The 11,657-nt window shown below is 66.5% G+C and carries 12 protein-coding genes; 5 read left to right on the forward strand and 7 right to left on the reverse strand.

Annotated features, from left to right (window positions below):
• Nucleotides 1-400 precede the first annotated feature (400 nt).
• Nucleotides 401-766 (reverse strand): relaxase domain-containing protein, encoded by a 366-nt coding sequence (locus tag ABD295_RS21125; RefSeq protein WP_425573935.1) that lies wholly within the window; start codon nucleotides 764-766, stop codon nucleotides 401-403.
• Nucleotides 691-873, reverse strand: a complete 183-nt coding sequence (locus ABD295_RS21130; protein ID WP_486348079.1) for a relaxase domain-containing protein — start codon at nucleotides 871-873, stop codon at nucleotides 691-693. The genes ABD295_RS21125 and ABD295_RS21130 overlap by 76 nt, the downstream gene beginning before the upstream one ends.
• Before the next feature lie 474 nt (nucleotides 874-1,347).
• On the opposite strand from ABD295_RS21130, the gene ABD295_RS01505 reads away from it, so the two are divergent.
• The 5 genes from ABD295_RS01505 (at nucleotide 1,348) to ABD295_RS01525 (ending at nucleotide 6,365) form a co-directional block, all read left to right on the forward strand.
• Nucleotides 1,348-1,626, forward strand: a complete 279-nt coding sequence (locus tag ABD295_RS01505; protein ID WP_344301809.1) for a hypothetical protein — start codon at nucleotides 1,348-1,350, stop codon at nucleotides 1,624-1,626.
• 1,192 nt (nucleotides 1,627-2,818) lie between these two features.
• Nucleotides 2,819-3,523 (forward strand): winged helix-turn-helix domain-containing protein, encoded by a 705-nt coding sequence (locus ABD295_RS01510; protein WP_344301811.1) that lies wholly within the window; start codon nucleotides 2,819-2,821, stop codon nucleotides 3,521-3,523.
• 307 nt (nucleotides 3,524-3,830) lie between these two features.
• Entirely contained in the window at nucleotides 3,831-5,207 is a 1,377-nt protein-coding gene (locus tag ABD295_RS01515) for a sensor histidine kinase (protein WP_344301813.1), read from the forward strand.
• Between the two features lie 86 nt (nucleotides 5,208-5,293).
• Nucleotides 5,294-5,797 (forward strand): GerMN domain-containing protein, encoded by a 504-nt coding sequence (locus ABD295_RS01520; protein ID WP_344301815.1) that lies wholly within the window; start codon nucleotides 5,294-5,296, stop codon nucleotides 5,795-5,797.
• 172 nt (nucleotides 5,798-5,969) lie between these two features.
• Nucleotides 5,970-6,365, forward strand: a complete 396-nt coding sequence (locus ABD295_RS01525; protein ID WP_344301817.1) for a hypothetical protein — start codon at nucleotides 5,970-5,972, stop codon at nucleotides 6,363-6,365.
• Nucleotides 6,366-6,537: 172 nt separating this feature from the next.
• Here the strand turns inward: ABD295_RS01525 and ABD295_RS01530 are convergent, their stop codons facing one another.
• The 5 genes from ABD295_RS01530 to ABD295_RS01550 all read right to left on the reverse strand — a co-directional run bounded on the left by ABD295_RS01530 (nucleotide 6,538) and on the right by ABD295_RS01550 (nucleotide 11,616).
• Nucleotides 6,538-7,365: a Kelch repeat-containing protein gene (locus ABD295_RS01530; protein ID WP_344301819.1), complete on the reverse strand. Its 828-nt coding sequence runs from the start codon at nucleotides 7,363-7,365 to the stop codon at nucleotides 6,538-6,540.
• Nucleotides 7,366-7,529: 164 nt separating this feature from the next.
• Nucleotides 7,530-8,648: an ABC transporter ATP-binding protein gene (locus tag ABD295_RS01535; protein WP_344301822.1), complete on the reverse strand. Its 1,119-nt coding sequence runs from the start codon at nucleotides 8,646-8,648 to the stop codon at nucleotides 7,530-7,532.
• Nucleotides 8,645-9,733, reverse strand: a complete 1,089-nt coding sequence (locus ABD295_RS01540; RefSeq protein WP_344301824.1) for an ABC transporter ATP-binding protein — start codon at nucleotides 9,731-9,733, stop codon at nucleotides 8,645-8,647. Before ABD295_RS01540 ends, ABD295_RS01535 begins: the two co-directional genes overlap by 4 nt.
• Nucleotides 9,708-10,619 carry an ABC transporter permease gene (locus ABD295_RS01545; protein ID WP_344301826.1) on the reverse strand — a complete coding sequence of 304 codons (912 nt, stop codon included), beginning with the start codon at nucleotides 10,617-10,619 and terminating at the stop codon, nucleotides 9,708-9,710. The genes ABD295_RS01540 and ABD295_RS01545 overlap by 26 nt, the downstream gene beginning before the upstream one ends.
• Entirely contained in the window at nucleotides 10,612-11,616 is a 1,005-nt protein-coding gene (locus ABD295_RS01550) for an ABC transporter permease (RefSeq protein WP_344301827.1), read from the reverse strand. The genes ABD295_RS01545 and ABD295_RS01550 overlap by 8 nt, the downstream gene beginning before the upstream one ends.
• Nucleotides 11,617-11,657 lie beyond the last annotated feature (41 nt).

The raw sequence follows: 11,657 nt of genomic DNA on the forward strand, positions 1-11,657 counted from the left end.
CGCGCTACCTGGAGACTCGGGAGTGTCGCTGCCGTGGCGGGCTGGTCTCTCAGGATCTCGGTGGGTCGGTGACCTCGGCGTAACGGCGCTGGTGTCGCCAGACCGGGAAGGAGTGATCAGGCCCTAGCGCCACTTGAGCTCCTAGCAGGCCGGCTACCCCAGTGATCGAGCTGGGCAAGGCCGTGCAAACCATCAGTGAGCAAGCCGCGGTTGCTGTCGACGCGCTCACGCAGGCTGCAACGGCCTGGGGACTGAACGTGACCTCTCCACCGTCGCATAGCAGAGGTCCAAGGTGGGGCGACTTCGGGTTGGTACGCCATCAGGGACTCGAACCCCGAACCCGCTGATCAAGAGGCTGGACAGGTGCGTGTAATCCCATGCCGGAGAGTGCGTTTCACGCTTAGACCCGCCCAGAGCAGTCTTCGCTGGTGCCTGCTCGTACGCCGCGGTTGCAGCCACCGACCGGCTGTAGCTTCAACGTGGACTGCTTGGACCAGAAGTCCGCCAATGCGGGGTCCACGCCGACAACCTCACGGACCGCACGTCGGCCGAAAGTCACGTGAGCACATGGCGCCTCTGCGCGCTCCGCGAACGCGAGCCCCAGGCGCTCGGAGAGCTCCGCTTCCAACAGCGTGTTGTACCGCTCCGTGAGACTCACCACCGCCCTGTGTAACGGTCGCCCATCGACCGCTAGCCAGCACCGTCGGCCAGCGCCTGGACCTTGCTCGAGATCGCCACGTGCGTGTGCAGGTCCGAGTCCCCGCACCGAGCATCACGGTGAGTGAACTGAGCACTGATCAGTCCTCGTGTCGCGACCTGCCGCACGCCTTCGCGCCCGCACCGCGTGAACTGCACCTCCTCGAGATGCCCCAAAATCGCCTCCCGCGGCGCGGATCGTCGCGCAGACTGCGGCGCACTCGGTGACTGTTGTGGAACGTGTCACTGATGGTGAGCTCGCGACGCGTCTTTGACCAATGACGCGCAACTGTCATAAGCACAGCCAACCAGACGGTCCAGAGGCCTGCGAACAGTTACAGGGCAGTGAAGAAACGACGTTGCAAGTCCACCGGGTTTGGAGATCGCGATCCTGCCAATATCGTCGAGCTATCCCCAGCCTCAACCGGAGTCGGCGGTCATGTGCCAACCGGTCGTAGCTTTGCATTCAAAGCAGTGGCAGGAGAGCGGCATCTTGACCATTTCGTCGCTGAGACGTCCACCCCTGACTGAGGCTGCAAAGCCGGGGCTGGTCTTTCGAGGGGGACCGTATTAGACAGAAGGGACAGTGTTGTGACTGGAATTGAGCAGGTACACGAAGGAATGCAGGTGGTCGGCTCGGATGGTGCCCGCGTGGGAACCGTTGACGCCGTCAAGATGGGTGATCCGGGGGCCGTGACCACGGAGGGCCAGCAGGATCCACGAGAGCCAGGTCTTCTGTCGTTCGTCGCCAGGGGGCTGGGAGGCGGCCCCGAGCTCCCGCGCCAAGAGCGGGAGCGGCTGCTGCGGGTGGGCTACATCAAGCTCGACAAAGCGGGGCCATTGAGTGGGAGCGCTTACCTGGCAGCGGACACTATTGACCGGGTGATCGATGACGTGGTGCACCTGGCAGTACCGGGGAAGATCTCCTGAGCTGAGGTTCGCGCTGGGCTAGCGGAACCGAGGGAGCGTCAAAACGGCTTTGATGCTCCGGAAGGGGGATCGCGCCGAGCGCGGGCCTTACGTCAGTTCGAATTGTCGTACGACAGTTTCTGATCGCTCGCCCGCAGCCACGTGTGTGGCGGGGTCGGGTTGAGAGCGGCTGGTGTGGAACATCGCGGCGAGGTTCTTCTGGGCCAAAGGTTTCTTGAGCGAAGAGATTGCTGGCAGCGGGATGCGACGCACTTGATGGCCAACACCTTGCAACGATCGAGTGAGACAGTGACCCAGGCCGACGGCGCCGCGAAGACTCGCCCAGGAGTCCCGGCAAGGGATAGCCACTTAGGCCTGTCGTGGCCAAGCACCACCGCGCATGCTCAGAGCTTCTTCGTCTCAAGGGGTCGCGGCATCTCGTCGACTCAGTTGACCGAACGGTGGGCGATCGGGACTCCGCGCCGCCAGTTGGCTGCCGAATGTCGACATTCCAGCTGCGATCGGCTAGCCACCAAATGGATAGCCGCCCACGGTCTCGGGCCCGTGGACGGCTGGTCTCCAGCCTAGGCAGGCAGAGCGCGCTGTTAGGTGAAGCTCTCGGGACGGTTCTGCGTCAGTTGTCTGACGGCACGAATCGAGCTGGCCCCCCAGACCAACGGCGCGGTCGAACGCTTCGCCCCGCCATTGGCCAGGAGCGGGACTGCGCCGAGGTCCGCGCCTCAGCCGACGTACGCGTTCACACTGTCAGGGAACCAAACCAAGCGCGCGGCGGTCGGCCCTACCAGCCAGGTTCCCTCACTGCGGGTAGAAGGTCCGCGGAGCTCGCCATCGCCACGCTGATGCGTTGCGGTCCGCCCGCGCTTCCGCGTAGCGCAGGTTCGGCGAGCGCATGTCGGCGATCGTGTTCGTCGCGGGGGTGTGAGGGAAGCTAGACAGCCACGGTGTCTCGGGCCGAGCTCGATAGCGTCCGGTGGGGCGTCACCTCGCCTGGAAGTCGAGCAGATGAGGTCATCATCCCAAGCCTTCTTGGTTGCTCACGCCATTGCTCCCACGACCGCTCCCACGACCGCTCCCACGACCGGGCAGGGCAGAGCCGTCTCCGATCCCGTCACCTCGGGGGACGCTGACTCGCGCCTGTCCCGCACCCCCGCGGGGGGTGCGCACGTCCAAATCCGTGGGGAAGACTGGCCGCATGCCACGCTCCGTGCTGTTCATCGAGGACGACGAACGTATCCGTCGCGCCGTGGCGATGGCTCTCAGGGGCGACGGGTTCGACGTGACCGAGTCAGGTACCGGCGAGGATGGGCTGTTCGCGCTCGCCGAACGTGACGTTGACATCGTCCTGGTCGACATCATGCTGCCCGATATCGACGGGTTCGAGGTGTGTCGCCAGATTCGGCGTCGGAGCGACGCGCCCGTCATCATGGTCACCGCCATGACCGACAGCCACGACGTCGTCGCCGGGCTCGAGGCCGGAGCCGACGATTACATCACCAAGCCGTTCGTGGCAAAGGAGCTGTCCGCGCGCATCCGGGCGCTGCTACGTCGCACGAACGCGTCGAGTCAGCGCACCTCGTCGGTCGTGACGGGTGCCCTGGAGATTTCGCCCCAACAGGGGGTTGTCACCCGCCAGGGGGAGCCGGTCAACCTCACCCACACCGAGTTTCGTCTCCTGTGCGAGCTCGCCTCGGAGCCCGGACGCGTCCTGACTCGTGAGGAGCTGCTCGAGCGCGTGTGGGGGTACGACTATTTCGGCGACGAACGACTGGTCGACGTCCACATCCGGCGGCTGCGCACGAAGGTAGAGGACGACCCCTCCCAGCCCACGGTTGTCATGACCGTGCGCGGAATCGGCTACCGACTAGCGCCTGAGCACGGCACCTCCACGAGCGACTAAGCCGCCCCGCGTCTACGGACCGCGTGGCGAGGTCCGACCGCACGGTCAGCACGCCACCGTGCGAACGTAAACGACGGTCGCCTCTGCGTTCGAGAGCCTGAAGAGGGTCTGGCGCCGATCTTCACACGACTGCAAACCACAGCTGTGCGACGGGCTTGCACCATGGCACGCCCACTTGACGATCGCGCTGGCCGACCGTGCAGCGGTGGTCTTTGGATGAGCGCTGCGCAAGACTCGCTCGGTGACGCCACGACCCGACTCGGTGCGTTCCCGGGTCCACCGCGGGCGAACTCGGGCGCGTGATTGGGTGAGCCTGCTGGGGATACGGGCCCGTGCCACGCTTCTCTTCGGGCTGGTGGCCGCGATGCTCGTGGTCCTCGCTGGTACGGCGGTGTGGTTCAGCGTGGCGAGTTACCTGTTGAGCCAACGTCAGGAGGTGGCTGTCGCCCAGGCGGTGTCCAACCATGAACAGGTTGACCTGGGGTTGAGCTCCGCCGGCTCGTCCCCGCCGCAGGTTCTGGCACAGCTGCCGCGCCAGCTGGCTTCGACGTCCCTGTTGCGCACCCCACAGGACGAGTGGTTCACCGATGACCTGACCGTCGATCGCGGCAGCATCCCGGCCTCTCTTGTGGACCGGGTGGCGAGTGGCCGTCCATACTCCCAGCGCACCGAGGTGGCTGGACGTCCGGCGCTGGTGGTGGGCCTACCAGTCGGGAGTGCTGGCGGCACATACTTCGAGGTCTTCTTCCTCGACGAGCTGGACGAGACGCTGCGGACCCTGAGCCTGGTCCTGTTGCTCGGCGGCCTGGTGCTTCCGCTGGCCGGCCTGGCGTTGGGCTGGTGGGTCATGCGGCCCGCGCTCCGGCCGCTCGAGCAGGTTGCCGACGCGGTCGCAGCCATCGCTGCTGGTGATGTTGGAGCGCGCCTCGACGCCCGCGGCGACCCGTCGCTGCGGTCGATCGCCGAGTCGTTCAACGTAACCGCCGCGGCACTGGAACGACGGGTCAAGATGGACGCGAAGTTCGCGGCAGACGTCAGCCACGAGCTGCGCAGTCCGCTGACCACGATGGTCAACACGGTGCACCTCGTGGACCTGCACCGAGACTCGATGGCCCCTGAGGCGCAAGAGGCGCTGGACCTGCTGCACGCTGAGGTCGACGGGTTCCAGCGCCTGGTTCAGGATCTGTTGGAGATCTCGCGCGCGGATGCCGGCAGTCACCAGTTCACCCTGGTCGAGTTTCGCCTCGCCGACCTGGTCCAGCGGGCGCTGCCGGCACGCCTGTCGGAGTGCCTGGAGGTGACATCCTCGGGCGCCGAGGCGGTCGTATACGGCGACAAGCGGCGCCTGGTACGAGTGTTGACGAACCTGGTCGACAACGCGGACCGTCATGGCCACGGCGTGCACCGGGTGGTGGTCGACGCTACGGCCGAGGTGGCGTCTCTCGCGGTGGAGGACGGCGGGTCGGGGTTGATGCCTCGTGAGCTGGAGGGGATCTTTGACCGCTTCTCACGCGGCCGCGGCAGTGAACGCGGGTCCACCGACGGCGCGGGCCTCGGCTTGGCCCTGGTCGCGCAGCACGTACGCCTCATGGGAGGCACCGTCACGGCTGAGAACCGTGCCGGCGGCGGAGCTCGGTTTGTCGTGCGGCTGCCCCGCTCACGCGCGGGGGCGACGCTGTGCTGACCCGTTCACCATCGTCAACTTTCGCGGCGCTGCTGACGGCCGCGTTGCTCGCCGCCGGTTGCGGGGTCCCACTGGAGGAGGACCCGGTGCTCCTGCAGGCCATCCCGACGCCGAGCGTCCCATCGTCGGATCGAGGCGGCAGGAACGTGGTGCGGGTGTACCTCATCAGCGACGGGCGCTTGAAGGCAGCGGCGCGAACCAGCGACGACACGTCCGTGCGGTCGATGGTCGACCTCTTGGCGGAAGGCCCCACCGCGTCGGAGAAGGCAGCGGGGGCGACGACGGCGATCGCCCCCGGGGGGTTCGTGGTCGAGCAGGCCCCGTCTTCGCGGTCGCGACGAGACTCGGTGGTCATCGAGGTGCCGGTGCAATTCACGCAGATCGATGGCGACCTGCAACTGCTCGCCACCGCCCAGTTGGTGTGGACCGTGACTGAGCCACAGCCACTATGGCTGGTGCGGATGACGTTCAACGGTGAGCCGATCGAGCTGCCCACGGACGAGGGGTTGACCAGCGGCCCCGTAGGCCGGTCGGATTACGCCGCCGTGGCTCCCAAGAACTCGCCGCTCGCAGCACCTGACGATCAGTAGACCGAAGCGTCAGTGGGCCGATCGGCCCGTCACCTCGTCATGCATGTGACATCGCCCAGCACGACATTGTGTGCCGCCGTGGCGGCCCGTGTGACGGTTCCTTTGCGTTCTCGGCCGACCGGTTGTGTGGCCGACTCTGGGGGGCAAGTGTGCACAGCGAGGAGGGGTGACGATGCCCGAAGAACAAGTGAAGCTCAACGGCGCCCGCAGCCTGGAGACGTACCCGACGGGCGTCACCGGTGACGACCGTCCGGTGGGCCTGGCCTTGGTGGGGGCGGTAGCGGTCTGGCTCACCGTCTCGCAGTGGGCCATCTACCCATTTACGATCGTGGGACAGAACAACGCCCTGCGAGCCTGCGGCTTCGCCATCGTGCTGGGGTTGGCGGCGCTGCTCGGGTGGCATGCCTCCCGCCGGGTCATCCCAGGGCTCGTGTGTGCCGCTGCCGGGGTGTTGCTTCTCATCGTGGCCGGCCTCATGCCACACGTCGCGGACCGCTCGGTGATCAGCGAGGTGGTGAGCGGGGTGGTCACCCTTCTCGCGGCAGCCCTGGTTCTGCGAGACCCCTGACCGCAACCGAATCCGCGGACAGGGTCGCTGCGCGCCGTCCAGTCGGGGTCAGGTTCGCGACCGCCGCCCGGCACGGACAAGGAGCACCGATGCCCGAACCGACGTATGACAGGCTGACGTAACGGACTGTCGTCGTTCACGGTGTCATGACATCCACGGTGCGTACGTCGCGCTAGGGCGATTCCTGGCAGCCGCCGATGGCGTAGAGGGCGACGTCGAGAGCGACGAGCCCGTGGCCGTGGCGCGACAGCGGCGGGTGGTTCGCTGGTGACCACTCGCCGGTCGCTAGGTCGAGAGCGGCGGCAAACTCGTGGAAGGACACCCACAAGCGCCCGTCGAGGACCGCGGCGCCAGCTCGGGACACCGGCTCGGGTAAGGCGGGACCCTCGGTCCACGTCCCGGTCCGGGGCACGTACACCTGCACCAGCCGAGACGGCGCCCCATCGAGCCAGCCGCCCAGGACGTAGAGCCCGTCCCGTGTTGACACGGTGTCGTGAGACCCGCGGGCGTGCGGCATTGGAGTGCCGGAGGACCACTGGACCAACTGCACGTCGAACACGTCCACCTCCGACACCGCTCCGCCGACCGACTCCCCGCCGGCGACGTAGATGCGGCCCTCGTGCAGCGTCACCGTGTGCGCGTAGCGGGCGTGCGGGACGGGCGGCAGCATCGTCCAACGCCCGGAAGAGGTGTCGAGGACGGCGGAGAAGTCAGTGGGCTGGCCTGCCGCGTCGAGACCGCCGAAGACGAAGATCCGGTCATCGACCGCCACACCCTCGAAGGACGCGAGCCCTACGGGCATCTCTACGTCTGACGTCTCCCAGGCGCGATCGTGCGGGTCGTAGACCTCGACGGAAGTGAGGCGGTTCCCGCGGTCGCCGGTCATGCCGCCGAGCACCCAGATCTCATCGTCGACGACTGCAGTCGCGAAGTCGTCTCGAGGTGTCTGCAGCGTGCCGACCGGCTCCCACGTGGGCATGGAGGGGTGCGGCGCCGGCATCCGCAGAGCGGCCGGACTGCTGGAGGTGACGTGCGCCTCGGGCTCCGCCCGTGGTGGTCCCGAGGAGCATCCGGCTATCAGCCCCACCGTCAGGACCGCTGACACAAGAGCTGGCCGACGGCGGTGCTTGTCACGGGGTGGCAAGCGCGGCTGCGTGCTCCGCATCATCGGCTGGCGGCGCCGTCACCGTCGTGCTCAACCACGTGAGAGCCTCCCGTGCGGACGTCGCGGCGGAGGGCATGGACGACGTCGCGCTCGGTGGCGAAATGACACGCGGACGGGTGTGCTGCTGCGTCGCGGATGACAAGCATCGGCTCATCGGTGGCGCAGATGTCCTCCGCCTTCCAGCAGCGTGTCCGGAACCGACATCCAGACGGGGGATCCACCGGGCTGGGCACGTCACCCTCAAGCACGATGTGGTCGCGATGGTTCCGCAACCGAGGATCGGGCACCGAGACCGCGGACAGCAGCGCCTGGGTGTAGGGATGGGTGGGGTGCTCATAGATCTGGTCCTCGGTGCCGTACTCGACACCTTTGCCGAGATACATCACTAGCACCCGGTCGGAGATGTGGCGGACCACCGAGAGGTCGTGGGCGATGAACACATAGGACAGCCCGAACTCCTGCTGAAGCTGCTCGAAGAGGTTGACGACCTGGGCCTGCACCGACACGTCGAGAGCGGAGACGGGCTCGTCGCAGACGATGATCTCCGGCTTGAGCGCCAGGGCGCGGGCAATGCCGATGCGCTGCCGCTGGCCACCGGAGAACTGGTGCGGGTAGCGATTGACGTGGCTGGGGTCCAGTCCCACCACGTCGAGCAGTTCCTGAACGGTCGTGCGTCGGTCTCGATCACCAAGGGCGTCGGGGTGCACGTCGTAGGGCTCGCCGACGATGTCCCCGACGGTCATCCGCGGGTCCAGGGACGAGTAGGGGTCTTGGAGGACGATCTGGATGTTGCGCCTCATCTTGCGGAGCTCGGGCCCCTTGAGGTCGGCGATCTCGCGCCCGTTCAGCTTGATAGAGCCCGAGGTCGGCCGTTCGAGCCCCATCAGCAACCGTCCCAGGGTGGATTTCCCGCAGCCGGATTCGCCAACGACACCGAGCGTTTCACCGCGGCGCAGCTCGAGCGACACGCCGTCGACTGCCTGGACATGGCCGACTGTGCGTTGGAAGACGATGCCCTTCTTCACCGGGAAGTACTTCTTGACGTCCGTGACCTGCAGGACGACGTCGCCGTCGTCGCGACCGAGCCCGGAGCCCTGCTGAGCTAGTCGGGTGCTCATGAGCCCAGCACCTCCTCCCAGTAGTGGCAGGCGCTCTTGCGCCCGCCCGGCAGGTCGTGGAGCGGCGGCTCGTCGTGCGCGCAGTGGTCGCGGGCGTAGTGGCAGCGCGGATTGAACGAGCACCCCGAGGGTGGGTCGGTCAGAAGGGGCGGCAGTCCCTTGATTGCGGTCAGGCGCTGACCCTTCTGATCCACGCGGGGGATCGATTCAAGGAGAGCCTTGGTGTACGGGTGCGCCGGCTTTTCGTAGATGTCGTACACGTCGGCCTGTTCGACCGCGCCGCCGGCGTACATGACGCAGATCTTGTCGGCCACGTCGGCGACCACCCCCATGTCGTGGGTGATCAGCACCAGTCCGAGCTGCATCTCTTTCTGGAGGCCGGCAAGCAGGTCCATCACCTGGGCCTGGACCGTCACGTCCAGGGCGGTGGTGGGTTCGTCGGCGATGATGACGTCAGGCTCGAGGGCGAGTGCCATAGCGATCATGACCCGCTGGCGCATCCCGCCGGAGAACTGGTGCGGGAAGTCATTGACCCGCTGCTTCGCGGCAGGGATGCCAACCATGTCGAGGAGCTCGACCGCCCGGCGTTTGGCGTCGCCGCGCGAGGCACCGGAGTGCTTGCGCGCGGGCTCGCCGAGTTGCCACCCCACCGTGAACACCGGGTTCAGCGCCGACAGGGCGTCCTGGAAGATCATCGCGATCCGGTTCGCCCTGACGTGCCGTCGCACTCCTTCGTCCAGCGACAAGAGATCGACGCCGCGGTAGCGCACCTCGCCTCCGGCGATCCTCGCCGGAGGGCTGTCCAGGATGCCCATGATGGCCTGGGCGGTCACGGACTTCCCGCAACCCGACTCACCGAGGATGCCGAGGGTCTCCCCGGCCTCGAGCGAGAAGCTGACACCGTTGACCGCGTGGGCCAGCCCGTCGCGGGTGTGGAACTCGACGTGCAGGTCCCGGACTTCCAAGAGGGCCGCGCTCTCGTCGAATGCCAAGGTGTCCAGAGGCGACTGGGTGGCACGGTGCTCTCCACTGGACAGGGTGTCGGTCATCGCCGTCCTCTTATCGGTTTCGGGGGTCGAGAGCATCGCGGAGCACGTCGCCGAGCAGGATGAACGCCAGCACAGTGATGACGATGAACGCGCAGGGGTAGACGAGTAGGTGCCAGAACCCGGCAAGCGCCAGTGTCTGGCCTTCAGCCACGAGCAAGCCCCATGACGCCGCCGGTCGCTGGTAGCCAACACCAAGGAACGTGAGGGTCGCTTCGGCGCTGATGTAGGTGCCGAGGGCGATCGTTGCCAGCACGATGACGGGAGCGATGCTGTTGGCGATGACGTGCTTGCGGATGATGAACATGTTGCTGGCACCGAGCGCTCGCGCCGCGTCGATGTAGTCCTTCTGCTTGGTGGCGATGACGCTTCCTCGCATGACGCGCGTGAGCGAGGTCCATCCGAACACCACGAAGACCAGGGTCAAGGTGTAGACGTTCCGCTCGGGGAACAGCGCCAGGAACACCAGGGCGCCCAGGATGAACGGGAGGCCGAAGAAGATGTCGGTGATCCGGCTGATGATCGTGTCAGTGGTCCCTGCGTAGTAGCCCGCCGCGGTGCCGAGCAGGACGCCGAGGACCGTCGTCCCGGCGGTCACCAGGATTGCCAGGATCACGGACTTCCCGGTGCCCCACACCAGCGACGCCCACATGTCGCAGCCGGAAGCGGTGTAGCCGAACGGATGGTCCCAGGTGGGCTTGCCCCGTGCGTTCGACAGGTCACAGGCGCCTCGCGCGTTCGGCGACTCCGACGCCCACAGTTGGGGGAAGAACGCCATGGTGAGAATGACCAGCACGAGCACCAGGGACACCCAGAAGAGCGGTTTGCGCGCCAGTTCGTAGCGCACGTCGCCCCACAGCGAGCGATTGACGCCCTCGCCTTCTTCGAGGGCACCGGCACTCTGCCCCGACATTGTCTCAGTCATAGCGGATCCTCGGGTCGAGTGCGGCGTACAGGATGTCCACGACTAGGTTCGAAATGAGGAACACGACGGTCAGGATCGTGACCACGCCGATGATCACCGGGGCGTCGTTGGCCTGGATGGCCAGGAACACTAGTTGTCCGACGCCGGGGATGTTGAAGATGCCTTCGGTGACGAGCGAGCCTCCGAGCAGAAACCCGATGTCGATGCCGATGTAGGTGATGACCGGGATGAGCGAGTTTCGCAGCGTGTGGACGCCAACGATCCGGGTGGTGGTCAGGCCCTTGGCTCGTGCGGTGCGGACGTAGTCGGAGCGCAGGTTCTCGGTCAGGCTGGTGCGGGTGAGACGCGCGATGGCCGCCAGGGAGAACGCACCAAGAACGAAGCCGGGAAGCACGAGACTGAGCCATGGATAGTCGGGGTCGTAGCCGACGTTGAGCATCTGTCCGAGCCACTCCGGCGCCCAGTCGCTGTTGCGCAGCGGCAGTCCGACCTTGAGTCCGACGAGGAGCAAGGCCAACGATCCGAAGACGAACACCGGGAAGGCGATCAGTACGACAGTGGTGACGCGCACCAGGTTGTCGACGAGCTTGTCCTTCTTGAGCCCGGCCATGACTCCGGCGCTGATGCCGATGACGATCTCGAAAGCGAGCGCGATCACGGTCAGCCGAGCGGTGACGGGGAACCGCTCGAGGAACATCTCCATCACCGAACGGCCCCGGAAGTTCACACCGAAGTCACCGGTGGCGTATTGCCTGATGCGATCTACGAACAGGCCTACGCACGGGTTGCCGGTCTGGTCGAGGCACGGGTCGTTGAGGTTGTACCGGGCCTGGAGCTCCTCGATAACCGCCTGAGGCGGAGCGTTAGGCCCGAACAGTGCGCGCACCGGGTCGCCAACGATCTGGATGGTCAGTGTGCTCAGCATGTGCAGCAGGAAGAGCGTCCCGAGGATGACTGGGATGAACTGGATCAGCCGCCGAGCGACGTAGCGACCCATGGCGACCCCTTCCGGTGCGACCTGCGATGGTGGTGCCCGAG

The sequence above is a fragment of the Nocardioides bigeumensis genome (assembly GCF_039531755.1).
GTDB lineage: Bacteria > Actinomycetota > Actinomycetes > Propionibacteriales > Nocardioidaceae > Nocardioides > Nocardioides bigeumensis.

Bases quoted from the DNA above. Each gene is read 5' to 3' on its own strand.
- ABD295_RS01510 (WP_344301811.1), top strand. From the start codon at position 2,819: ATGCCACGCTCCGTGCTGTTCATCGAGGACGACGAACGTATCCGTCGC.
- ABD295_RS01545 (WP_344301826.1), bottom strand. From the start codon at position 10,619: ATGACTGAGACAATGTCGGGGCAGAGTGCCGGTGCCCTCGAAGAAGGC.
- ABD295_RS01535 (WP_344301822.1), bottom strand. From the start codon at position 8,648: ATGAGCACCCGACTAGCTCAGCAGGGCTCCGGGCTCGGTCGCGACGAC.
- ABD295_RS01530 (WP_344301819.1), bottom strand. From the start codon at position 7,365: ATGCCGGCGCCGCACCCCTCCATGCCCACGTGGGAGCCGGTCGGCACG.
- ABD295_RS01540 (WP_344301824.1), bottom strand. From the start codon at position 9,733: ATGCTCTCGACCCCCGAAACCGATAAGAGGACGGCGATGACCGACACC.
- ABD295_RS01525 (WP_344301817.1), top strand. From the start codon at position 5,970: ATGCCCGAAGAACAAGTGAAGCTCAACGGCGCCCGCAGCCTGGAGACG.
- ABD295_RS01550 (WP_344301827.1), bottom strand. From the start codon at position 11,616: ATGGGTCGCTACGTCGCTCGGCGGCTGATCCAGTTCATCCCAGTCATC.